Raw genomic sequence first — 23,159 nt, forward strand, 5'->3', positions numbered from 1 at the left:
GCCTGCGTCGAGGTCGGTGCGGTACGGATCGGTCCGATGGTGTGCTTTGACCTGGAGATCGCCGAAGTCGCGCGCACCCTCGCCTTTGGGCGCCCGGACGTTTTCGTCGGCATCGCGGCGAACATGGCGCCCTTTCACGACGATCATCTGATCGCGTCGTGCGCGCGGGCCCTGGATAATCGGACCCCGCTGGTGTATGTCAACCGGGTCGGCTCGGAGGCCGGTTTCGATTTCGTCGGGGGGTCGCGGGTCGTGGGCCCGGACGGGCAGATCGTGGCGGACCTCGGGTGCCGGCAGCGCGTCGCCGTCGTCGAGGTGCCGCTGCGGCGGGACCCGCCGCCCGACGTCGATTACCTCAAGCGCCTGCGGCCGGAGCTGTACCGCGGTCAGGATTCGCCGCGCTGACGGCACGTGCTCGCCCGCGGGCGAAGCTTGCCGGCCACAACCCGATTCGGCGCGGCCTCGCCGGTGATGCGGGCGACCAGCGAATCGACTGCGGCGGTTCCAATTTGGTCGGGCATCAGGTCGATTGCGGTGATCGGCACTCGCGAGTGCCTGATCGTTGCGCTGTCACCGAGCGCCGCGACCAGGACGTCGTCGGGGACCGACAGCCCGAGTTCTTCGACGGCGGCCATGACGCCCAGCGCGAGGCGATCCAAAGTGGCCAAGACGGCGTCCGAGCGCGTGCGAGCCGACAGCAGTCCCTTTGCCGCTGAACGCCCGGACTCCTCGGTGATTCCATCTTCGACATAGGCGATGCGCGCCGCGCAGCGATGGGCCCTGCACCACCGGGTGTACTGCTCGACCGTGTCGCGGACGTACGAGGTCGCCGGATCGCCCGCCAGTAGCGCGGGTCGGCGTGCGCCCGCCGCGCGAAAGTGGTCCATGATCGCGGGGATGACGGTCGGGTAGTCGTTGTCCACCCACGGGTGCCCAATCGGCGTCCGGCCCACCGTGACAACCGGGATCCCGTCGCGAGCAACCTGCGCCAGCAGGCCGTCGTCGGCGGCGGTGGGGTCGACGACGATCGCGCCGTCGTAAGACAAGTTGGGCGGCACCGATGCCGGCGACAGCGCCAACGCGAAGCCTCGCTCCGCCGATCGGATGGCCGCCGCCGTCATGAGATTGGCGAAAAAGTCGATATTCCACAGCGACGAGGGCTCGGTCCCCGGCGCGCTCACCGACATCAGCAGCAGCCCGGTGCGTGCGCCCACCAGACTGCGGGCGGCCGCGCTCGGCCGGTAGCCGAGGTCGTCGGCGATCTCGCGCACCCGCCGACGGGTGTCGGATGTCAGTCGGCCGTTGCCGGACAGGGCATCCGACACCGTCGTGACCGAGACACCGGCGACCCGCGCGATGTCTTTGATGGTGACCCGACCCCGGCTGGCCAGCCGGCCCGTGCGGGCGGCAGAGCGCTTCACCGGGGCCTCCACGTCTGAATGCAGGAACGTTTCAGCGCCCTAGGCTACCCGAATCGGCTGGGCAGCACGCGGCTCATTCGACCGACGGTGCCAACGTCCATTGCCGGAGCTTCAAGGGGTTTGGTGTCGCATGCACCGCGGCGTAGATCAGCGCGCCCACGACGATCGTGCCGCCGGTGAACATGAGCGGGAAGTACTGCAGATACCAGTGGCCGCCCGTGGGGTCGTAGATCGACTGGCGCGGCCAGATCAGGTTCACGAACATCGCGACGCCGTAGGCGACCGCTGCCGCGTTGAGCCACACGCCGGCGCGCCCCATGCTGAAGGCGCGGTGACCGTCGTCGTCGACGGCGTCGGCATTGAAGATCCGCTGGCCGCGTAGGCGTTTCACCAGCATTGCGCCGGTAACCATGAGGTAGGCGAGGTAAATGATGATGATGCAGGTCGATTCCATTGCGACGAAAGCGGCCTGGGGGCCGAGGTTGAGCAGCAGCACCGCGGTGGCGCTGAGTCCGATCGCGATGGCGGCGGCCGCGGGGGTGCCGGTGCGTCGGGGCACATAGGAAAGCACGCCATGGAACAGCGTGCGCCTGTCGCGGGCCATGGAGAACAGCATGCGCGAGCCCGCGGTCTGTATCGCCAGCGTCGCGACGCAGATCGCGATGGCGACCATGGTCAGCAGAATCTTTCCGGTAGTTCCCGACAGGACGGTCGCGACGACGTAGGCCGGTCCCTGGTCGGCGAGCTTGCCGTCGGTGAGGCTGGGGGCGGCGAGGACCATCGCGACAATGATCCCGAATCCGAGGACCCCAGCCGCCGACAAGGCCCGCAGGGTGGTGCGTGGGGCGATTCGGCGTGCGTTGCGGGTCTCCTCTGACATCTCACTGGCGCTGTCGAATCCGACGAGAACATAGGCGGCGGTGAAGGAAGCACACAGCAGGGCGCCGAAGTAGCCCGCGTGGCCGACGCTGCCGGTGGTGACCAGGACGTCGCCCGAGCGTCCCCCGTGAGCGATGAGCAGGACGATGATGGCGATGGCGCCGGTGATCTCCGACACCACTCCGATGTTGTTGATGAGGGCCATCAGCCTGATGCCGATGATGTTGATGATGGTGGTCAGCGCCATCAGGATGCCCGCCAACAGGATTGCGTTGTGCACGCCCGACGTGGAGGTGGGAGAGGGGTCGCCGCCGACGAGTTGGAAGCCGCTCCAGACCTGTGGCAGCACGACTTGCAGCGCGATCGCCGCGCTGGTCATGACGACGATCTGCCCGACGATCATGATCCATCCGGCGAACCAACCGTAGGTCGGGTTGGCCAGGCGGCTGGACCACTGGTAGATCGCGCCCGAAAGGGGATAGCGCGCAGCCAGTTCGGCAAAACACGCCGCGACCAGAAGCTGGCCGCCGAGGACGACCGGCCAGGTCCACACGAATGCGGGCCCGCCGAAGGAAAAGCCAAGTCCGGCCAGCTGGAAGACGGCGGTCAGCACCGAGATGAAGGAGAAGCCCGCCGCGAAGGAGGCGAACCGGCCCATCTTTCGATGCAGTTGTTGCTTGTAGCCGAATGTCGCGAGGTCGTTACCTTCGTCGACGGCGGGTGCTTCGATCACATCGGTGGTCATCAAGTGTCCCTTCAGGGTGCGGTTTCGGAATGGCCAAAAGACGACAGCGCCAGAGACCCTGCCGGCAGGGAAAGCTCGCCGGCGTCGATGCGGGCGCGCAGATAGACGAAACTCTGTGCCGTCTGCGCGAAGAGATGATCACCCGCCCGCAGCCCTGCACGAGAGGGCTGGCCGGGAGAGCGCAGCTTCGGCAGCGGTTCGACGACAGTGTCGTAATCGACACTGAAAAACAATGGGTAGGAATATCTTTCGTCGGCGACCTTGCGCACGCGGTGAGTGGTTGCAACGAACAGCCCATTGGTCCATAGCTCTAACATGTCGCCGATATTGACCACGAAACAGCCGGGCCTGGGTGGCACATCGATCCACTGGCCGGCGCCGTTGAGCACTTCGAGGCCGGGCTGCGTGGCCTTCAACAGGGTGATGCACTCGTAGTCGGTGTGTGCGCCGATGCCGGGGCGGTCGACGGCGCTCTCATCCACCGGATAGTGAATGAGCCGCAGTTGGCTTGGCGGATCCGTCAGTACCCGGTCGAAGAAGTCCTCCGGCTCCGACAGATACAAGGCAAAGCCGCGCATGATCGCCCGGCCGGCCTCGAACACCGCTTCGTAGTACTCGCTGACGGCGTCGGGAAAGCCCGGTAGCTCCGGCCACTGGTTCGGGCCACTCAGCGCGGTGGCGCCGGCCCGGTCGGGGCGGTGCCGCGCGCAGTCGTAGGCTTCCTTCTTGTCGGGCGTCCCGCCCGCGAACACCTCCCCGCCTTCGGGCACGTACCCACGATGATTCGTCGAGTTCCCTATGTAGACAGCCATTTTCGCGTCCATCGGTTGGTCGAAGAACGCCTGCGCCGCCGCGTGCATGCGGTCGAAGACCGCGTCGGGCACCCCGCTCCCGCTGACGTACATGAAGCCGACGCGATGCGCGGCCTCACCGAGTTGCTTCGCGACGGCGGCCCGCACCGCGCGATCTCGAGAAGACAGACCCGAGACGTCGATCTCGGGCACCGTATCGAAGGACGTTGGGCTGGCCATGATCACTCCGGGTGTGTCTCAAGCAGGGCCGGGTCGCCCGTGCTGCCGCTGATTCGCCATTTGCCGGCCAGCAGGCAGCGGTGATCAGCGGGGGCGGCGACGGTGGTCTGGGCCAGTCGTCCGTGGATCCGGACCGAGATCGGAGTGCCTTCCGTTTCGGTTCGGGTGGAAACGCTGATGCGCCAACAGCTCTCGTTGATCGTGCCGATCGCAATCTCACAATCCGAGCCCGTGGCAGCAGTCCGGGTGTCCACGCCCGACGGACGCCCGACCGCGAATCCGAAGAACCCGGCCGAGCGCAGCAGGACGGCGTCGCGCCCGGCGTCGTCCCGGAGCAACACGGTGGCCGAGTCGTCCGGACTGTGCCGCGCGGTGCGGACCCAAACCTCCCGGTAAGGCTGTAGGACACCCTCCTCGATCAGGGTATCGCCGTCCCAACTCAGCCTGCCGACGTCCGGGGGGCTCTGCGGTGACCAGTCGACCGTGCGCTGCCACCTGAACTCCGCCGACGCCGGGCAGGTTTGCACTAACCGACCGGCGAACGCCTCCAGGCCGGCCGGCCGCTTCGCGCCAGCCGGAACGGCCGCCTCGGGCCACGCCGCGGGGCGGCGCAGGTCGACAAACCATTGCCAACCTTGCAACCACGTAACGTGAGTGGTGGTGTCGCAGCGGCCGTCCGGCCACTCCAAGGAGCGGCGCACCCAGAGTCCGCATAAGTCCTCAACCGTCGGTGCCGAACTGTCCTTCACCTTCACCTCGTGTTTCTATCGATTGATAGAAACGTAATGGCCATTTGGATCGGCCGGATGAGCGTTGTGTTTCTAACGCGTTTCCAGGTTCTGCCGGATTGCGCACCCAAAGATGCTGGCTCGCAGTGTTATACGAGTTGCTGGGGTGTCGTCGTTGGCGGCATCACCTGCGGTTTCTCCCGCTGGTGCCGGACCCGAGGCGTTGCTCGAAGGTGGCCGCCTAGGACGGCACCACCCCCCGGCGGATCACCACACCCCCACCCGGGTCGGGGGTGGGCCGGCGTTGACGATCTACAAAAACTATCGATCGATCGGAAAATTAGATGACGCTAAAAGGCTTGTGTAGCAATGGAAGTGATGCAATAGAACCTTCTTCCGATGCGTCCGCTGGCGAAAGTTTACATGGCGGTTACCGGCAGCATTGCCGATGCAATACGCGAAACATACTGTGAGCCCGACACATTGGCCCTAGGCCAACGTGCGGGAGTTCCGCAAGGCGTGCCGCCAAGTTTCTTGTGCAGCGCAGGAATCTAGTCAGATGGGGAAGCCGGTGTTGGATTTTGCGGTGTTGCCGCCGGAGATCAATTCGGGGCGAATGTATGCGGGGGCGGGCGCTGGGCCGATGGTCGCCGCGGCGGCGGCCTGGGATGGCTTAGCTGCCGAGTTGAGTTTAGCCGCGAACTCCTACCGGGGCGTCATCTCGGAGCTAACCGGCGGACCGTGGGTGGGCCCGTCCTCGATGACGATGGCGGCGGCGGTGGCACCGTATATGGCGTGGGTGAACACCACCGCGGTTCAGGCTGAGTTAACGGCCAGCCAGTTGGGGTCTGCCATTGCGGCCTACGAGGCGGCGTTTGCGGCGACAGTGCCACCGGCGGAGATCGAGGTGAATCGCGCGTTGCTGGCGGCGCTGGTCGCCACCAACATACTGGGGCAGAACACCCCTGCGATCGCCGCCACCGAGGCGCTATACGCGGAGATGTGGGCTCAGGACGCCATGGCGATGTACGGCTATGCCGGTGCTTCCGCGGCCGCGACGAAGTTAACGGCGTTCACCGCCCCGCCCGAGACCACCGATCAGGCCGGCGCCGCGACCCAGGCCGCGGCGGTCAGCCAGGCCGCGGCCTCCGCGGCCGGTCCCAGCGCGGACTCGGGCCTGACCCAGCTGCTCAACCTGGTCCCTAGCGCGTTGCAAAGCCTCGGTCTGGGAGGAGCATTCGACCCGGCCGCGTTGTTGCAGACCGTCCTCTCGTCGCCCACCGGCGCGGCCCTCAACGTCTTGACCACCAACTTGGGTAACTGGTCTCTGGTGGTCAGCGGCCCGTTGTTCACGGCTTCCGGCATCACGCCGCTGCTGGGCGGCCTCTACGGCCTCGCGTTGCCGGCGGCCGCGGCCGCCGATGTGGCACCCGATCTGGGAGCGGTCGCGGCCGCCTCCGATGTCGCACCCGCTGCCGGGCTGGGCACGCTGGCCGGCTCGTACACGGGCGCACCGGTCTCGGCGGGCCTGGGGGAGGCGGCCTCGATCGGCAAGTTGTCGGTGCCGGAGTCGTGGGTTTCGTCCCCCGCGATCCGATTGGTTGGCAGCGCATCGCCGTTGGCGACCGCGGGCCTCGACGGGTTGGCGCCGGCCGGGGCCGCGGCGCCGGGCGGCTTTTTCGGGGGCATACCGCCGGTGGGCAGCTTGGTCAATGCGCCGCGGGGTGAACAACCGCGGGTCCGGACGGGCCAGGCCCAGAAGGTCGTCCCGACCCTGCCCGGGGACGAACACGCCGGGGAGGGCGTCGCGGCGAATCGGCCGGCGCAGCAGCAACCGGCCCGCCGCCATGTCGCCAGCGCTTTGAGCACCCAAGAACGCGACGAACTCGACAAGCTGCGCAAGGAGATTGCCGATCTGGCGACCGAACGTGACGCGGCGGCCCGATTGATCAAGGAGGCCATGCTGTGACCAGCGCTCTGGGTTTCGCGGGGCTACCGCCCGAAGTCAACTCCGGTCGCATGTACGCGGGCCCGGGGCCGGCGCCGCTGGTGATGGCCGCGACGGCGTGGGGTGCGCTGGCCGCGGAATTGAACTCGGCGGCTACCTCGTACCAACGCGTGCTTTCCGCGTTGACGAGCGGACCGTGGATTGGTCCGTCGTCGATGATGATGACGTCGGCGGCCGGGCCGTTCGTGTCGTGGATGAGTGCCACGGCGGCGCAGGCCAAGCAGACAGCGAGTCAGATGGAATCGGCGGTCGCGGCCTACGAGGCGGCGTTCGCGGCGACGGTACCGCCGCCGGTGATCGAGGTGAACCGTGCGTTGCTGTCGGCGTTGGTGGCCACAAACCTGTTGGGCCAGAACACTCCCGCGATCGCGGCCACCGAGGCGCAATACTCCGAGATGTGGGCCCAGGACGCCGCGGCGATGTACGGCTATGCGGGCGCATCGGCGGCCGCGACGAGACTGGTGCCGTTCGACACGCCACCGCAGACCACGAACCCGGCGGGCGACTCGTCGCAGAGCGCCGCGGTCACCCAGGCCACCGCGGCGGCGGGCGAGTCGAACGCCCAATCCGCGCTTTCGGGTGTTCCCAATCTGCTGCAAGGGCTTTCGTCAGGATTCACTCTGGACAATAACCCGCTTCTGGATCTGTTGAACAGCTCGCCGGTGCAGCTGTTCAACTCGCTGAGCAGCCTGAGCGTCGGACCCCAGATCCTGTCCGAGGGGTTGAACTTCGACGCCTCCGGCGCCATGTTGACGTTGGCGCCGCCGGTTGCGGCGGCATGGAACCCCTTGATCTCAGCCCTGACGCCGCCGGCGGCTGCGGCGAGCGCAGCGTCTCAGGTTTCGGGGGGATCGGGCGCGGGGTCGACCCTGGTCGGTTCGTCCAGCGGGGTGTCGGCGGGCGTGGGGGAGGCGGCCTCGGTCGGCAAGTTGTCGGTGCCGCCGGCGTGGAGCGGGGCGTCCCCGGCGGTCCGCCTCGCGGCCACCGCACTGCCCATCACCGACCTCGGCGGCGCGGCCACCGGTCCGCTTGGCGGCATGTACGGGGGCATGCCCTCACTGGGCGGACCGGTGGCGAGCGTGGTCAACGCGCCCCGGGATGGGCAGGGTTCCCGGACCGGTGCGCGCGCCAAAGTCGTTGCCGCCCTTGATCGGGAATCGGGATTGAACACCGACCTCGCAGACCGTTGGGTGGCGCAGGACCGCAGGGCCGCAGAGGACGAGGCGGTGAGCGAACGGGACGAACTCAACCAGCTACGCCGGGCGATCGCCGACATGACCAAGCAGCGCGACGCACTCAAACGCACCGCCGCCTTGCTGATCCAGGAGGCCAACAACAAATAGCTCCTTGCGCCGGTTGTCGCGGCTCCGTCCTTCCACCCGCACGGGACGGCAGGCGCGGCAACCGGCGTCTGGGTCCTGAGCGCGGGTTCCGCCCGCGCCGGCCTCGGCTGCGGTCAGACCTGGGAGTCGGGGAACGCGATGACCGAGAGAAACCGGATCGGCAACTTGACCAGGTCCACCGGGCCGTGCGCGCCTTCACCGTCGAACTGCAGGGAATCGCCGGGATGCAGCCGGTAGACCGAGCGGCTGTGGCTGTAATCCATGATCCCCTGCAGCATGTAGATGAACTCCGTGCCCGGGTGCTGGAAGAGCGGATAGGTCTGGCTCTTTTCCGACAGCGTGACGTGCAGGCACTCCAGCCGCTTGTGTTCGCCGCGCAGTGATCCCAGGAGCTGGTACTCGTGGCCCTCCATCGTGCCGCTGCGCGCGATGCGGGCGCCGGTTCCGGATTTGACGAAGGCGGCCGGGCGTTCCACGTCGGCCCCGCGGAACAGGCTGGTGACCGGGACGTCCAAACCTTTGGCCAGCAACGCAAGCGTGCCGAGGCTGCACGAGGTCTGCGCGTTCTCGATCTTGGACAGCATCGCCTTAGAGATGCCCACCTGCGCGGCCATGTCGGCGACCGTCAGCCCCTGCGCGAGGCGCAGTTGCCGCACGTTGCGGCCGATCGCGGCCTCGAACTCCAGTTCCTCGACCGGTTCCCGGGGGTTGCGGTCGCGGGCGGTGCCGGACTTGTTGCGCAGTAGGGGGACGTCGCTCATCGCTACCCTGTCTAGCGCATTTGGCTGGCGCCGACATAGGGATATGGCGATCTCAAGGGCGCGCCTTCGGCGAATCGCGACAGCCGGAAGTCGCTGGATGGGACTTGCGGGTCGGTGCTGTGGCCGTCGGCGACCAGGTCGGCGACCAGCATGCCGACCGCGGGGGCGATCTTGAATCCGTGGCCGCTGAAGCCGGCGGCGACGATCAGCCCGTCCAGGTCGGTGCCGCTGATCACCGGGTTCCAGTCGGGGGTGATGTCATAGCATCCCGCATAGCTGCCGCTGATCGCCGCGGCCGCGAACCCGGGGAATCGCGTGCCGACCTTGTCCACCGTCAATTCGACGAACGCCTCGGTGGCCCGATTCACGAAGTGGTCGGGGTCGGCGTCTTCGATCAGCGCGGGATCGCTGTTGCCGAAGAGGATGTCCCCGCCGACCTCCGGTCGCACGTACTGCAACGAGACGAGATCGGAAAACACTGGCACCGGGCCGGTTTCGACCCCCGGGGCGATGGTGACGATCTGTTCGCGCACCACTCGGATCGGCACGTCGATGCCATACGGAGCCAGGAACGGCCGGGTCCACACGCCGGTGGCGGCGACGACGGCGCCTGTCGCGATCTCGGTGCCGTCGGCGAGGCGGATGCCGGTGATCCTGTCGCCGCGGACAGCCAGTCCGGTCACGTTGGTGCCCTGCAGGATTCGCACCCCCGCGGCGCGGGCCGACGCCGCGAAGGCCTGCGCGGTGCGATAGGCGTCGCCGTAGCCGCCGCGGGCCTCCCAGCCGAACGCCGCGAATGGCGTCAGGTCGGCGAACGGCCACATCCGTGCCACCTCGGAGCGGTCGATCTCCTCGGTCTGCACGCCGACGGCCTGTTGCGCGGCCAGGCTCTTGCGAAGCGATTCGGCGTCGGGATCACCGACGCCGACCACGTAGCCGGTCTGGTGGAAGCCGATGTTGGTGCCGAAGATCTCTAAGGCGTTCTCGAGGACCTCCACCCCGGTGTTCGCCATCGCCGCCAGCGAGCTGACGCCGTAATGGCAGCGGACGATGCCGCTGGACTTGCCGGTCATCCCCGACCCGACGGTGCTTCGTTCCACCACGACGACGTCCGTGATGCCACGTCGGCTCAGCGCCCACGCGGCGGCGGCTCCCTCGATCCCGCCGCCGACGATCACGACGTCCGCGGTGCTCATCACCGGCCGGGAACCCAGTCCGTGCCGGCCAGCGGGACGCGTGCCATCGCGGCCGCCTCGATGGTGACGGCCACCAGATCCTCGGGCTCCAAATGCAGGACGTGGGCCTTGCCGCACGCGCGCGCGATGGTCTGGGCCTCCATGGTGAGCACCCGGAGGTAGTTGGCCAGCCGGCGCCCGCCCGCAACCGGGTCCAGGCGGGCCGCCAGCTCGGGGTCCTGCGTGCTGATCCCCGCCGGATCGGTGCCGTCCTGGAAGTCGTCGAAGAAACCCGCTGCGCTGCCCAGTCTTTCGTAGTCCGCGGCATACCGCGGGCTGTTGTCCCCGAGCGCGATGAGCGCGGCCGTCCCGATGGCGACGGCGTCGGCGCCGAGCGCCAGGGCCTTGGCGACGTCCGCCCCGCTGCGGATGCCGCCGGAGACGATCAACTGAACCTCGCGGTGCACGCCCAACTCGGCCAGCGCCTGGACCGCCTGCGGGATGGCGGCCAACGTCGGGATCCCGACGTGCTCGATGAACACCTCCTGGGTGGCCGCGGTCCCACCCTGCATTCCGTCGATCACGACGACGTCCGCGCCCGCGTGCACCGCCAGCTTGACGTCGTAATACGTTCTGGTGGCACCCATCTTGACGTAGACGGGCTTCTCCCAATCGGTGATCTCCCGCAATTCGTTGATCTTGATGGCCAGGTCGTCGGGCCCGGTCCAGTCGGGGTGGCGGCACGCGGACCGCTGGTCGATGCCTTCGGGCAGGGTGCGCATGCCGGCGACCCGTTCGGAGATCTTCTGGCCGAGGAGCATGCCGCCGCCGCCGGGCTTGGCGCCTTGCCCAAGCACCACCTCGATCGCATCCGCCTTGCGCAGATCGTCGGGATTCATCCCGTAGCGGGACGGGAGGTATTGATAGACAAGGTGTTTGCTCTGCCCGCGTTCTTCGGGCGTCATGCCGCCATCGCCCGTGGTGGTGGACGTGCCGACCTCGCTCGCTCCGCGTCCCAGGGCCTCCTTGGCCGCCCCGGACAGCGCGCCGAAGGACATCCCCGCGATGGTGACCGGAATATCAAGGTGCAGAGGGTGTTTGGCGAACCGGTTCCCCAGGATGACGTCGGTGCCACAGCGCTCGCGGTAGCCCTCCAAGGGATAACGTGACATCGACGCGCCGAGGAAAAGGAGATCGTCGAAGTGCGGTAGGGGACGCTTGGCGCCCCACCCCCGGATGTCGTAGATGCCCGTCTCGGCGGCGCGCTGAATGGCGGCGATGGTGTGGCGGTCGTAGGTGGCGGACTCGCGAAGGCCGAGCCGGGCGCGGTCGTCGGCGGTGTATGTCATCAGTAGCTCGCGGCGTTGTCGACGTGAAAGTGATACAGCTCGCGGGCGGAGCCGTACCGGGTGTAGGCCGCGGTATCGTCGCCGTCGAAACCGGCGGCCTTCAGCAACTGCCCCAGTTCGTGGTGGTGTTCGTCGCGCATTTCCTTGGCGACGCAGTCCGCACCCAGCGACGCGACGTCGCCGCGGACGTAGATGCGCGCCTCGTAGATGGAGTCGCCGAGCGCCTCGCCGGCGTCGCCCCGCACCACCAGCCGTCCCGCCTGGGCCATGAACGCGCTCATATGCCCGACGTTGCCGCCCACCACGATGTCGACGCCCTTCATCGAGATCCCGCACCGCGCGGCCGCGTTGCCCTCGATCACCAACAGCCCGCCGTGGCCCGTCGCACCGGCGGACTGGGACGCGTTGCCCTTGACCCACACGGTCCCGCTCATCATGTTCTCGGCCACCCCCGTGCCCGCGTTGCCCATGATAAAGACTTCCGCCTGTTGGTTCATGCCGGCGGCGTAGTAGCCGACGTGACCGTCGATCGTTATCCGCGCCGGCGCGTCTACTCCGACGGCCACGTTGTGGGCACCGTCGGGGTGGGTGATGGTGTACTCGACGTGCGCGTTTCGGCCGTGCAGGGCCGCGTTCACCTCGCGAAGCGGCGTCGACCGCAGGTCGAAGGCCCGGGCGGACGTCACTTCTGCCATGCGTAGATCACCTCGGGTTCGGGTTCCCAGAGTTTGGCCCGGTCGACCCCGGGAAGCCCTGCCAGGGCGCGGTATTCGCTGGCCATCGCCACCCAGTCGTCGGTTTCGGCGAGGACGGCCGGCTTGCACGCGATGGCGTCGCGCACGACGGCGAACGAGTCGCGGTTCGACACGAGCAGCGTGTAGAAGCCGTCGAATCTCGCGCAAAGCTCCTTGAGCGCGGTCTCGATGTCGCGGCCGTCGGCCAGCTGCTCGGCAACGAAGCGCGCACCGACTTCGGTGTCGTTGTCGCTGTCGAAATGCACGCCGGCTGCGCGCAGCTCGCGGCGGATGGTCGCGTGGTTGGCGAAGGAGCCGTTGTGGACCAGGCACTGCTCGGGGCCGACCGCATACGGGTGGCAGCCGGCGGGTGTCACGGCCGATTCGGTCGCCATGCGCGTGTGGCCGACGCCTTGCCAACCGCTCGCGTCGGCGAGGTCCCACTCCCGGACCAATCGGCGCGGATGGCCTACGCCCTTGAGCACGGCCATGTCCGCGCCGAACCCGGCGATCAGGGCCTGCGGGTAGGCGCGGGTCACCGTCTCCAGCAGCGCCTGGGGCGACATGTCGGCGGTGACGAGACGGGTGTCGCCGCGCCGGTTGACGTGGACATCGGGACCCAGGCCGGCGACGTCGGGGTCGGCCTGCAGCACCGAGACGCAACCGTGTCCCGGTGGGGATAGGACGGGATCGCCGTAGATGGCGACGCCCGCCGAATCGCTGCCGCGGTCGCCCATCTCGCACAGCATGCCGCTGAGAAGTTCTCCCAACCGGGGATACAGTTCCGGGTTGCGCAGGTGCAGCCCGACGATTCCACACATCGGATGTCTCCTTGGCCTGCTCAGAAGGCGGTCAGGTATTGCTCGATCTCCCACGGCGTGACGCTGCCGTGGTAAGCGAAGAACTCGTCCCGCTTAAGACCGGTGAAGTAGTCGGACACCCCGTGTCCGGCGGCGTCGAGCACCCCGGTGATCACCGGATCGCGTTGGAGCTCCTCGAGGGCGTGCAACAGCGTCGGTGGCAACGGCAGGCGGCTCTGCGCGCCGAGCCCGCCGGGATCGGTGCTGCGCTTGATGCCGTCCAGTCCGGCGCCCAGCGCCGCCGCGATGGCCAGATAAGGGTTGGCGGAACCGTCGGCGCCGCGCAACTCGATGCGCGCCGCATCGGGCACCCGGATGTAGTGGGTGCGGTCGTTGCCCCCATACGTCGGCGTCCTGGGCGCCCATGAGGCCCCCGATGCCGTCGTGGTGGCCCCGGTGCGCTTGTAGGAGTTGACCGTTGGAGCCACGACGGCCTGCAGCGCGCACGCGTGCTCGAGGATGCCCCCGATGAACGCGTAGGCGGTCTCGGACAGGCCGAGCCCGCGGGCGTCCTCGTCGGCCGGGAACACCGGTGCGCCACCGCTGGTCAACGAGAGGTGCAGATGCAATCCGCTGCCGGTCTTTTCGGCGAACGGCTTGGGCATGAACGTGGCCACCATGCCGCGCTCGGACGCCAGCATCGACAGCAGGTAGCGCAGCGTGATCACGCGGTCCGCGGTCGTGAGCGCGTCGGCGAACTGGAAGTTCTGCTCGAATTGACCGTTGGCGTCCTCGTGGTCGTTGGCGTAGTTCGACCATCCGAGCGTGTTCATCGCCGTCGATATCGCGCTGAGGTGGTCGAACATTCGGGTCAGGCCGCGGGCGTCGTAACACGGTTGCGCGGCGGTGTCGGCGGCATCGGCGACCGATAGGCTGCCGTCGGCGTTGCGGTGCACCAGGAAATACTCGACCTCGGCCCCCACCCAGGGTTCGAACCCGGCGTCCGCGGCCCGCGCGATGAGGGATTTCAGGATGACCCGCGGTGCGAACGGCCAGGGCTCACCCTCGACGTGCGGATCGCAGTGCACGATCGCGAGGCCGTCCTTGACGAAGGGGATCGGCGTGAACGAGGCCGCGTCCGGAATAGCCATCAAATCAGGGTCTTTCGGCTCCTGGCCCATCGCCCCGACGGCGTATCCCGCGAAGCCGACGCCCTCGGTGGCGAGGACGTCTACAGCTTCGACGGGAACGAGCTTGGCGCACGGTTTCCCCCGCAGGTCGACAAACAGCGCGAGAATGAACCGGGTTCCCGACTGGTCGGCCAACGCGGCGAGGTCAGACATGCGTCGTCAATCCTTATCGGTAGCAGGAGCCGGCCGGCGGGGAGGAGCGATCCGCGCCGGCCGGGGTCTCAGGCGGGCAGAAGTTCGTACGCCGCGTCGCGGTGGTACTTGGTGTCGATGCCCGTTTCCTCTTCGTCGGCGGAGATACGGATGCCGATCGTCTTCTTGATGACGAGTGCGATGACGAACGCAACCACGAACGAGTAGGTCATCACCGCGCCGGCGGCGATTGCCTGCTTCCACAGTTGGTTGAGCCCGCCGCCGTAGAACAGACCGTTGACCTGGTTGGGCATGCTCGCGCTGGCCAATAACCCGATCAGCAGGGTCCCGAGCACGCCGCCGACCAGGTGAACCCCGACCACGTCGAGCGAGTCGTCGTAGCCGAATCGGGCCTTGAGCCCGACGGCCAGCGGGCATATCGCACCGGCGATCAATCCGAGGAAGATCGAGCCGACCGGCGTAACCGCTCCGCAGGCGGGCGTGATGGCCACCAGCCCGGCCACCGCACCCGAAGCGGCGCCGACACCGGTGACGTGACCGTCCTTGATTTTCTCAACGGCAAGCCACGCCAGCGTCGCCGCGCATGTCGCGGTGAATGTCGTGACCATGACGATCGCGGCCGACTTGCCGGCGGCGAGCGCCGATCCGCCGTTGAACGCGTACCAACCGGCCCACAGGAGGCCGGCGCCGAGCAGCGTCAGCGGCACGTTGTGCGGTTTGCGAAATTTGCCGAAGCCGAGCGACTTGCCCAGCACGATAGCGACCGCCAGCGCCGCGGCGCCCGAGTTGATGTGCACGGCCGTTCCGCCGGCGAAGTCAATGGCCTTGAGCTTGTTGGCTATCCACCCGCCCTTGGCGTCCGGTGTGACGACGCCGTCGACGGCGAAGACCCAATGCGCGACCGGGAAGTAGACGAGCACCGCCCATGCGGTCGCGAATGTCATCCAGGCGCTGAATTTCATCCGGTCGGCCGCGGCACCGGACACCAGCGCGACGGTGATCGCCGCGAACAGTGCCTGAAACAGGGCGAAGAGGCTAACGGGCAGCCCGTTGATTGTCGTCATGGGCTCGGTCAGGTTCTTCATTCCGAGGAATTCGGTGAAGCTTCCGACCAAGCCCCCGTATGACGTCCCGAACGACATCGAGAAGCCGAACAGCACCCACAGCACGCCCACGATGGCCACCGCGCCGAACGTCATCATCATCATGTTTGTCGAGCTCTTGACGGAGACCATCCCGCCGTAGAACAACGCGAGGCCCGGAATCATCACCGTGAGGCCGATGATGCAGCACAGCATGAACGCCGTGGTTCCCGTGTCCATAGAGACCTCCTGAAGTGTGGCAGCCCCCCGCGGGCCTGTTCACTCACAGTAATCGATGTTTCTGTTACAGAGACAGGGGTCGTGCGTTGCGACCGTGTTAAGTCCGCGCTGGGCAGCCCCCGCGCACCGAGTGGGCGGTTATCCCCACGGTCGGCGAATCGATTGCACTGCCGCTTAGGGTTCGGCGAACAGCACGTCGGGGTTGAGGATGCCCGCCGGGTCGAAGCTGTGCTTGATGCGGCGCATGAGGTCGACCTTGACCGGGTCTTCGAGCTGCAGGAAGTACGGGGTCTTGGCGCGCCCGAGTCCGTGCTCCCCGGAGATCGCGCCACCCAATTCCATTGCCAGCGCGAGGATGTCGGTCATCAGCTGCTTCTTTTTCGCCGGGTCCTTGCAGATGATGGCCAGGTGCACGTTGCCGTCGCCGGCGTGCCCGCAGCCGGCCGCCGCGCCGCCTGCCGTCGCCGCCAGCTCGCGCGCGGCCGCGAGAAACTTCGGCATCGCAGAGCGCGGCACCACCGTGTCGATGATGTCGTCGGCGCCGATCGCCTTCGCCGTCCAAAACGCCTTCTCGCGCGCCTCGATCAGCTTGCGCGCCGAAATCCCTTCCAGCACATAGGCGTCGACGGCGCCCAGCTCGACCACCAGCTCGCCGGCCCGCTCGACGTCCTCGTCGAGTCGTTCCGCGGTGCGGTTCTCAAGCGCGACAACGAGATACGCCTGACAGCTGTCGCGCACCTGGTCCGGAACGCCGAGCTCCAGGTTCTGGGTGTGGACGAGCGCGGCCATCGTCATGTTGTCGATGTATTCGAGGATGTAGGGCGCCAGGCCGCTGGCGAGCACCTGCGGCACCGCCTCCATGACCTGGTCGAAGTCGGCGAACGGGGCGAGCACGGTGGCGGCGTGGTCGAGGCGCGGGTGCAGCTTGACGGTCACCTCGGTGGCCAGGGCCAGGGTGCCCTCCGAGCCGACGATGAGCTGGGTCAGGTCGTAGCCGGTGGAGACCTTGGCGATCTTGCCGCCGGTGCGGATGATCTCGCCGGTCGGCAGCACCGCCTGCAGGCCGAGCACGTTGTGGCGGGCTATCCCGTACTTGACCGCGCGCATCCCGCCGGCGTTGGTGCCGACGTTGCCGCCGACGCTGGAGGACAGCTCGCCCGGGTGCACCATGTAGCTCAGCCCGGAGTGGACCGTCGCGGCGTCCAGCTCGGTCAGCGTCACTCCGGGCTGCACGACGGCGACCTGGTTGGTGGTGTCGACCTCGAGGATCGCGTTCATCCGCTCGAAGGAGATCAGCAGACCGTCCTCGCGCGGGATCGCCGCGCCGGACAGGCCGCTGCCGGAGCCGCGGGCCGTCACGGGGATTTTGTTCTCGCTGGCGGCCTTGAGTAGTTGCGAAACCTCTTCGGCGGTGCCCGGTTTGGCGACGTAGGCCGGCTTTTGTGGCGCCGACGTCAACACCTCGTCGTGCCAGTAGTCCTCCGGGATCGCGTCGCCCGTCAGTAGGTTGTGGGTGCCGACGATTTCGGCGAACAGTGTCGCCGCGTCGCTCATTGAGGCTCGTCCAGCAAGCGCAGCGGGTGCAGGCCGTCGACCGCGCCGACGAATGGCGGGTGGATGCTGTAGCCGATCATGCGCTTAATGTCATCAGACAGTGTCCGGGCGACGTCGCGCGGGATCGACAGCGTGAACGCCTCCATCGGCCGCAGCCACGGTTGGCAGTATTGGGCCGTGATGGCAAGCCGCGCGCGGTCGGTCGTGTTGGCGCCGCCGCCGTGCCAAAGGGTTCCGACGAAGAAGACGCACGAGCCGGCGGGCATGACGACGGGCAGCGCGGGATCGTCTGGGCCGGGCGGACGCCTGCCCCAGCGGTGACTGCCGGGCAGCACCACGGTGGCGCCGTTGTCGGCGGTGAAGTCGTCGATCGCCCAGATTGTCGCGGCTGCCAGGGGATCCCGCGGCCGCGGAATCGGGTAGAACCCGTCGTCGTGGTGGGGCAGCTGCGGCGACTCGCCGGGTTGAATGTTGATGGCCTGCAACGCCGAAAGCAGGTAGTTGGCCATCAGCAGTCGATCGAGCACCGCGAGCACCCGCGGATGATCGGCAAGCCGGTCGCACACGCGGGTCCTGCTCAGCACGCTGTAGATGCGCTGGGTGCGGCGTCCTTCGAAGGAGTTGCGTCCGGTGTGTGCGAGCCAGGGGGTGACTTCGTCGCGGATGCGCTGGCATTCCTCGGGGCTGAGCAGGTTTTCCCAGATGACGTAGCCGTCGCGGTCGAGGGCGGCCATGTCGGCGTCGACGATCGCGGGGTCGACGGACGCGCCGCCGCTTGCTGCCCACTTGTACCGGCCCGCTAAATCGCTCTTGAGGTCGTCCAGCGTCCTGACCTGTTCGTCGTCGAAGCTCATACCCCGACCCTGAACCCAACTTCACTGGGGGTCAAGGTGCCCGAGCGCTTTCTCCGCCGTCGCCACTTTCATGACCAAACGACGCTCGCGATTCCTGACCGGAACAAAGTGGTAGTGCTCGTCGAAGGATTGCGCCTCGTCGTCTATCGCGTCAACGACGATGAGCCGGCCGCCGCCGATTTCCGATGCGGCGACGACTTTGCCTAGTGCGTCGAGGAGCAGCTGCTCGCCATATCCCTGACCTCGAAGCGATGAGTCGATCGCCAGGCGAGCAATCAAATATCCGGGTATGCGGGAAAAGCCGCCGGCCATGGATCCCGAGAGCCCGTCGTCGTTGCGTACAACCTCGGTAGGACAGATGGCGAAATAGGCGCGGACTTGCTGCTCGCCGACCGGGGTCCACACGTAGACGTGTGCAACTCCGCTGCTGTTCGCGCGACGGGCATGCGCGGTGAGCCAGTTATTAAGCGATTCCTTACCGCAGTCGAATCCTTCCAACGCGTGGGCATCAGTGAGTCGCGCGGACTCGAACATTGGTCAACGCCTTGTGAAGACCGCCGGTTTGCGTGCGGCTGCCGCCAGCCGCGGGGCGTCGTCAGCGGCATCGAGCGAGGACATCAGTTTGTCGAACTGTTCGGGCTCCATCGCCGTCACCAACTCCTGACGCAAGACGTCTTCGGCCCGTTGCATCGCAGCTTTCCGCACAAATTCCGACGTCTGCTCATGAACAAGGTTGGCGGCATGCTGGATCCGGTCCAAGGTCGCTTGCTCCGCGCGAAGCTCGATGCGCTTCGTCTTGACTGCCACAGCGCCGCCTCCTCTTCTCTAGGTCAATCATTGCTCGTCATGTGATTGTACGGCGAATGTACGTACATAGCTAGTGACGTGCAGCCAGCGGCGGGGGCCGCCCGAGTAAGTCAGCTCTTAGATGACAGTGGCCCGACGGCGGGCGTTCGTGTCGAAGTAACGGGTGGTTACTCCTTGGTGCGGGATGCTGGCCGTATACCGAAAAGGGGAGGACGGCCGTGAGCATCGCGACCGAGCAGCGCGAGGGCCAGGCGATTCACCTATCGTTTTCGGGCCGCTTCGGATTTGGGATCGACCAGTGGGCGTACCTGCCGTTCGAGGTGCCGTTGGGCGTCCAGCGAATCCGGGTCAGCACGTCGCACGACCGCTTCGCGGTGGGCGGCCCGATCCGAAACGTGTTGGATCTGGGCATGTTTGGGCCTCCGGGCTACGACCTGGGTAATGCGGCCGGTTTCCGGGGCTGGTCCGGTGGTGCCCGCGACGGCTTCGTGATCTCCGCCGGCCACGCCACGCCGGGTTACCTGGCGGGCCGCATCGAACCGGGCCTGTGGGCGGTCGCCCTGGGCCCGGTGGTGCTGAGCCCGTGGGGAATGGCCTGGGAGGCGCGCGTCACGCTGGAACGCGGGCAATCCGGGCCGGAAAGCGGTCCGTTGATCGCGTATCCGGCCCCTTGTGTGGGCCGCGCCGGCTGGTTTCGCGGGGACCTGCACCTGCACACCGTTCATTCCGACGGCCAGCGCGATCCGAGTGAGCTGGTGGCGGCCGCGCACGACAGCGGCCTGGACTTCATCGTCTCGACCGATCACAACACCAACTCCGCCAACCGGGTGTGGCCGGCCTGCCGCACCGGCGGGTTGTTGGTGATTCCCGGCGAGGAGGTCACCACTCGGCACGGACACTGGCTGGCCGTCGGGCTGCCGCCGGGTGGCTGGGTTGATTGGCGATACGCGCCACGGGACGGGGTGTTCCCGCGTTTTGCCTCTGATGTCCGGAGCGCCGGCGGGCTCGTGATCGCCGCACATCCCGCGGCGCCGGTGCCGGGGTCGTTGTGGGAGTTCGGTTTTGAACACGTCGACGGGCTCGAGGTGTGGAACGGCCGGTGGAACCTCGACGACGAAGTGTCGCTTCGCATTTGGCAGCGCCTGCTGTGCGAGGGCCGGCGAGCGGTGGCGGTCAGTGGCAGCGACTCGCACACGCATCAGCAGCCGGTTGGTTCGCCGCAGACCGTCGTGCACGCGCGGGAGCTGTCGACGCCAGCGCTTTTGGATGGGTTGCGTCGGGGTCGGTCTTACATCGCCCGATCACGGGCTGTCACAGTGGAACTGACCGCGTCGTGCTCGGGGCGGGGCGCCGGGATGGGGGAGACGCTGCCGGTGTCGCATGGGGCGCCTGTCACCGTCACCGCCATGGTCACCGGTGCCGCCGGGACGACAGCGGCGTTAATCACCGCGGAGGGCTGTGTCGGCCGGGTCGCCGTGACCGGGCCGGCGCGGACCATGCTGCGGTGGGAACTCGACGCCGCGTCGGCGCGCTTCGCGCGGTTGGAAATTCGAGAGGCGCAGCGGCGCCCGCTCGGCACGATGATCGCGCTCACGAACCCGGTGTGGCTGGCTACGTCCTCGCGCTGATGCCCAGGCACCCAGACAACGGGCTCGCTCGAGGCCGAGGCGACGTAGCACATTATGTGCTACAGTACGGGGCGTGGACAAGATTGGGATCCGTGAACTACGCCAGAACGCGAGCGTGTGGATCGCAAAGGTGAAGGCCGGGGCGACCATTCAGATCACCGATCGCGGCGAGCCGGTGGCGCGGTTGGTCCCGATCACCCGTGCAGAACGAGCCCGTGACCGGCTCATCGCCGAAGGCCAGCTGGTTCCCGCCGCCGCGCCACGAGTGCCGATGAGTACGGCCGATCTCATCGAGGGTCCGTCGCTCAGCTCGATCCTGGACGAGCAACGCTCCGACCGATGATCTACCTCGATACGTCGGCCGCAGTGAAACTTGTTGTGGCTGAAGAAGAGTCGGCAGCCCTGATCGGTTGGCTCAACGCGCGGGTTGAGGAAAACCTCGCCACCAGCGCCATCGGTCACGTCGAGCTGATACGGGCGGCCGCAAGGGTGGGGCCTAACGCGGTGTCGCTCGCACGGAACGTCGCCGCGACGATCGACGCCCTTGTCCTGACCGAGGCCATCGCCGCAGCGGCAGCCACGATCCCGCCTCCCGAACTGCGCACCCTCGATGCGATTCATCTCGCCACCGCACATGTTCATCGAAAGGCTCTTACCGCCTTCTGCGCTTACGATCGACGACTGCTCGAGGCGGCCGAATCGCAGGGCCTGCCGGCCGTCTGTCCGCGAGACCCCGAGGCTGTCCGGTAGGAACTCCTGGCACGGATGGCGGGATTCCGGCGCCGTGTCGATCGCCTCGGCAAGCTGGCTGAAGCGATGAGACCGGGCGGCGGCGAAAAGCCGGCCCGGCCGTGGTCAATAATCCTCGCCGCGGCGCTGACCCAGTCCACTCGAATCGACAAGCACGTGCGCGCCACTAACAATCCTGCGTTGCTCTCTACCTGCCCGCGCTCTCTCGCGGGGTGAAGGTGACCGGCAGCTTGCCCAGCCCGGTCATGCTCGGGTTGCCGAGGTATTGGTGGACGTTTTCGACGTCGACTCGGTAGTCAGGGATGCGGTCGAGCACCGCCTTGACCATCACCTCGGACATCAGGCGCGCCAGGTGCGAGCCGATGCAGCGATGCGGCCCGAGCCCGAAGGCGAGGTGGCGGTTGGGTGTTCGGTCCAGGATGATCTCGTCGGGCCGGTCGAACTCGTTCTCGTCGTGGTTGGCAGAGAGCCAGCTGATGACGACTTTGTCGTTTTTGCGGAGGTGTTGGCCGTCGAGCTCGACGTCTTTCGTGACGGTGCGGCTCAGGGTCTGGTTGACCGAGAAGTAGCGCAGGAATTCATCGGTGGCGGTGCGGTAGAGCTCCGGGTGGTCGATGAGTTGTTGGCGTAGCTGCGGGTGGGTGCCCAGGTGTAGCAGGGTCAGCGCGGTCTGTGAGGTGGTCGTGTCGACGCCGCCGCCGATGAGGTTCCAGAGGATGTTGAGCAGCTGTTCGTCGGTGAGGCGCTGGCCGTCGAATTCGAACTGGATGAGGAAGCTGGTGAGGTCTTCCTCCGGATTGGCCCGTCGGGCGGCTGCGTACTCGAGGACGCCTTGTATCATTTCTGGGACTTTGGCGATGGCTTCCAAGTACTCGGGGCTGTCCTGAGGGACCGCCATGACGGAGTGAAAGAGGTTGGCGTAGAGGTGCCAGTTGTCGAGGGGCAAGCCCATCAGCTTCATGGTGAGGATCGCCGGGACCGGACTGGCGTATTCGAGCACGAGGTCCATCTGTCCGTCGCCGATTTTGTGGTCGAGGAACTCGTGGGCCTTTTGCGCCATGAACGGCTTTAGCTTCTGTACGGCTCCTGGTGATAAGAACGGGGCCAGGGCGTGGCGGAGGGCGAGGTGGTATTCACCGTCGACCTCGCCGATGCCCAGGGCCGGTTGGCCTTCGGGACGGGGGACGCCCATCTCGCCCTGGTAGTCGACGCCGTCTTCGGCGTTGGGCTCGTATTTGTGGGCGAACGTGTCGCCGTCCCTGGCGGCTTGGCTGACCGCGTCGTAGCTGCTGAGGAACCAGAATCCGTCGTAGTTGGTGTTCCAGGCGACGGGGCACTTGCTTCTGAGGTCGGCGTTGATGGCCAGCTCGTTGAGGTTGAATTCGTCTGAGTGGTGGTCGAAGTCGACGATCGCGTCGTCGGTGACGTCGGGACGGGTTGTCATCTGGAAGTCCTCCACCACGACGAGAGCTCGGCTATCTGCACTATCTTTGCATTATTACGCTCGTTGGTTCCGTCGAGAAAGGCCGCGATGAGCAGTCACCGGACGACTTTCAACCATGTCGGAATGTGTGTCTCCGATCGGGACCGGTCGCGGCGGTTCTACGAGAATGTGCTTGGTTTTCAGTTCTGGTGGGAGCTTGACCCGCCCGACGGCCCCACCGCACAGCTGGTACAGCTTCCCGAACCGCTCGGGGTGCACGCGACCTACTTGGTGCGCGACGGCTTCGTGCTCGAACTCATGGACTACTCGAAGCGCCGGGTTCACGCCGGGTCGGAACGCGTCATGGATCAGATTGGGCTGACGCACATCTCGTTCTCGGTGTCTGATCTCGCCGGCGCGCTGAAGAAGGTCGCGGAGTTCGGGGGAGCGGTGGTCGAGGAGACGGTTAACGAGGCGATGGCGATGATTCGCGATCCGGACGGG

23 protein-coding genes are annotated in these 23,159 nt (G+C 67.1%); 7 read left to right on the forward strand and 16 right to left on the reverse strand.

Annotated features, from left to right (window positions below; all coding sequences use genetic code 11):
- Positions 1–405, forward strand: a 405-nt coding sequence (locus tag A5706_RS15325; protein WP_304528397.1) for a nitrilase-related carbon-nitrogen hydrolase, incomplete at its 5' end; no start/stop codon positions are given.
- Here A5706_RS15325 and A5706_RS15330 read toward each other — a convergent pair.
- From A5706_RS15330 to A5706_RS15345, 4 genes are all read right to left on the reverse strand, one after another.
- Entirely contained in the window at positions 387–1,421 is a 1,035-nt protein-coding gene (locus A5706_RS15330; protein ID WP_156767141.1) for a LacI family DNA-binding transcriptional regulator, read from the reverse strand. The two genes, A5706_RS15325 and A5706_RS15330, sit on opposite strands and share 19 nt — an antisense overlap.
- A gap of 73 nt (positions 1,422–1,494) precedes the next feature.
- Positions 1,495–3,045, reverse strand: coding sequence for an amino acid permease (locus tag A5706_RS15335; protein ID WP_068132063.1), 1,551 nt, complete (start codon positions 3,043–3,045; stop codon positions 1,495–1,497).
- A gap of 11 nt (positions 3,046–3,056) precedes the next feature.
- Positions 3,057–4,076 (reverse strand): isopenicillin N synthase family oxygenase, encoded by a 1,020-nt coding sequence (locus A5706_RS15340; protein ID WP_068132105.1) that lies wholly within the window; start codon positions 4,074–4,076, stop codon positions 3,057–3,059.
- Between the two features lie 2 nt (positions 4,077–4,078).
- The gene (locus A5706_RS15345) at positions 4,079–4,831 is read right to left on the reverse strand and encodes a hypothetical protein (RefSeq protein ID WP_068132066.1); all 753 of its coding nucleotides are present in this window, start codon (positions 4,829–4,831) and stop codon (positions 4,079–4,081) included.
- Between the two features lie 532 nt (positions 4,832–5,363).
- Here A5706_RS15345 and A5706_RS15350 point away from each other — a divergent pair.
- On the forward strand, positions 5,364–6,773 hold the full coding sequence (locus A5706_RS15350) for a PPE family protein (RefSeq protein WP_068132069.1): 1,410 nt from the start codon (positions 5,364–5,366) through the stop codon (positions 6,771–6,773).
- Complete coding sequence (locus tag A5706_RS15355; protein ID WP_068132071.1) at positions 6,770–8,155, forward strand: PPE family protein; 1,386 nt, start codon at positions 6,770–6,772, stop codon at positions 8,153–8,155. The genes A5706_RS15350 and A5706_RS15355 overlap by 4 nt, the downstream gene beginning before the upstream one ends.
- A 113-nt stretch (positions 8,156–8,268) precedes the next feature.
- Here the strand turns inward: A5706_RS15355 and A5706_RS15360 are convergent, their stop codons facing one another.
- The 11 genes from A5706_RS15360 to A5706_RS15410 all read right to left on the reverse strand — a co-directional run bounded on the left by A5706_RS15360 (position 8,269) and on the right by A5706_RS15410 (position 18,854).
- Positions 8,269–8,916 (reverse strand): XRE family transcriptional regulator, encoded by a 648-nt coding sequence (locus tag A5706_RS15360; protein WP_068132073.1) that lies wholly within the window; start codon positions 8,914–8,916, stop codon positions 8,269–8,271.
- Between the two features lie 11 nt (positions 8,917–8,927).
- Positions 8,928–10,112, reverse strand: coding sequence for an FAD-binding oxidoreductase (locus A5706_RS15365; protein ID WP_068132075.1), 1,185 nt, complete (start codon positions 10,110–10,112; stop codon positions 8,928–8,930).
- A complete protein-coding gene (locus A5706_RS15370; RefSeq protein WP_068132077.1) occupies positions 10,112–11,440 on the reverse strand; it encodes an FMN-binding glutamate synthase family protein in 1,329 nt (442 codons plus the stop codon). Before A5706_RS15370 ends, A5706_RS15365 begins: the two co-directional genes overlap by 1 nt.
- Positions 11,440–12,135: a protein glxC gene (locus A5706_RS15375; protein WP_068132079.1), complete on the reverse strand. Its 696-nt coding sequence runs from the start codon at positions 12,133–12,135 to the stop codon at positions 11,440–11,442. The genes A5706_RS15370 and A5706_RS15375 overlap by 1 nt, the downstream gene beginning before the upstream one ends.
- Complete coding sequence (locus A5706_RS15380) at positions 12,123–12,995, reverse strand: glutamine amidotransferase (protein WP_068132081.1); 873 nt, start codon at positions 12,993–12,995, stop codon at positions 12,123–12,125. The genes A5706_RS15375 and A5706_RS15380 overlap by 13 nt, the downstream gene beginning before the upstream one ends.
- A gap of 20 nt (positions 12,996–13,015) precedes the next feature.
- On the reverse strand, positions 13,016–14,317 hold the full coding sequence (gene glnT / locus A5706_RS15385; RefSeq protein WP_068132083.1) for a type III glutamate--ammonia ligase: 1,302 nt from the start codon (positions 14,315–14,317) through the stop codon (positions 13,016–13,018).
- 68 nt (positions 14,318–14,385) lie between these two features.
- Positions 14,386–15,639 carry an ammonium transporter gene (locus tag A5706_RS15390; protein WP_068132086.1) on the reverse strand — a complete coding sequence of 418 codons (1,254 nt, stop codon included), beginning with the start codon at positions 15,637–15,639 and terminating at the stop codon, positions 14,386–14,388.
- Positions 15,640–15,813: 174 nt separating this feature from the next.
- Positions 15,814–17,193 (reverse strand): FAD-binding oxidoreductase, encoded by a 1,380-nt coding sequence (locus A5706_RS15395; RefSeq protein WP_068132089.1) that lies wholly within the window; start codon positions 17,191–17,193, stop codon positions 15,814–15,816.
- Entirely contained in the window at positions 17,190–18,047 is an 858-nt protein-coding gene (locus tag A5706_RS15400) for a phytanoyl-CoA dioxygenase family protein (RefSeq protein WP_068132091.1), read from the reverse strand. Before A5706_RS15400 ends, A5706_RS15395 begins: the two co-directional genes overlap by 4 nt.
- Positions 18,048–18,068: 21 nt before the next feature.
- A complete protein-coding gene (locus tag A5706_RS15405; protein ID WP_068132092.1) occupies positions 18,069–18,581 on the reverse strand; it encodes a GNAT family N-acetyltransferase in 513 nt (170 codons plus the stop codon).
- A 3-nt stretch (positions 18,582–18,584) separates the two neighbouring features.
- On the reverse strand, positions 18,585–18,854 hold the full coding sequence (locus A5706_RS15410) for a DUF1778 domain-containing protein (RefSeq protein WP_068132094.1): 270 nt from the start codon (positions 18,852–18,854) through the stop codon (positions 18,585–18,587).
- A gap of 218 nt (positions 18,855–19,072) precedes the next feature.
- On the opposite strand from A5706_RS15410, the gene A5706_RS15415 reads away from it, so the two are divergent.
- The 3 genes from A5706_RS15415 (at position 19,073) to A5706_RS15425 (ending at position 21,232) form a co-directional block, all read left to right on the forward strand.
- Positions 19,073–20,482: a CehA/McbA family metallohydrolase gene (locus tag A5706_RS15415; protein ID WP_068132095.1), complete on the forward strand. Its 1,410-nt coding sequence runs from the start codon at positions 19,073–19,075 to the stop codon at positions 20,480–20,482.
- Between the two features lie 73 nt (positions 20,483–20,555).
- Positions 20,556–20,825 carry a type II toxin-antitoxin system Phd/YefM family antitoxin gene (locus A5706_RS15420; RefSeq protein ID WP_068132098.1) on the forward strand — a complete coding sequence of 90 codons (270 nt, stop codon included), beginning with the start codon at positions 20,556–20,558 and terminating at the stop codon, positions 20,823–20,825.
- Entirely contained in the window at positions 20,822–21,232 is a 411-nt protein-coding gene (locus tag A5706_RS15425) for a type II toxin-antitoxin system VapC family toxin (protein ID WP_068132100.1), read from the forward strand. Before A5706_RS15420 ends, A5706_RS15425 begins: the two co-directional genes overlap by 4 nt.
- A gap of 187 nt (positions 21,233–21,419) precedes the next feature.
- On the opposite strand, the gene A5706_RS15430 is transcribed toward A5706_RS15425, so the two are convergent.
- Complete coding sequence (locus tag A5706_RS15430; protein ID WP_068132107.1) at positions 21,420–22,676, reverse strand: cytochrome P450; 1,257 nt, start codon at positions 22,674–22,676, stop codon at positions 21,420–21,422.
- A gap of 87 nt (positions 22,677–22,763) precedes the next feature.
- Here A5706_RS15430 and A5706_RS15435 point away from each other — a divergent pair.
- The coding region (locus tag A5706_RS15435; protein WP_068132101.1) for a VOC family protein at positions 22,764–23,159 on the forward strand (396 nt) is incomplete at its 3' end.

The organism is Mycobacterium sp. E796 (genome assembly GCF_001672815.1).
Lineage (GTDB): Bacteria > Actinomycetota > Actinomycetes > Mycobacteriales > Mycobacteriaceae > Mycobacterium.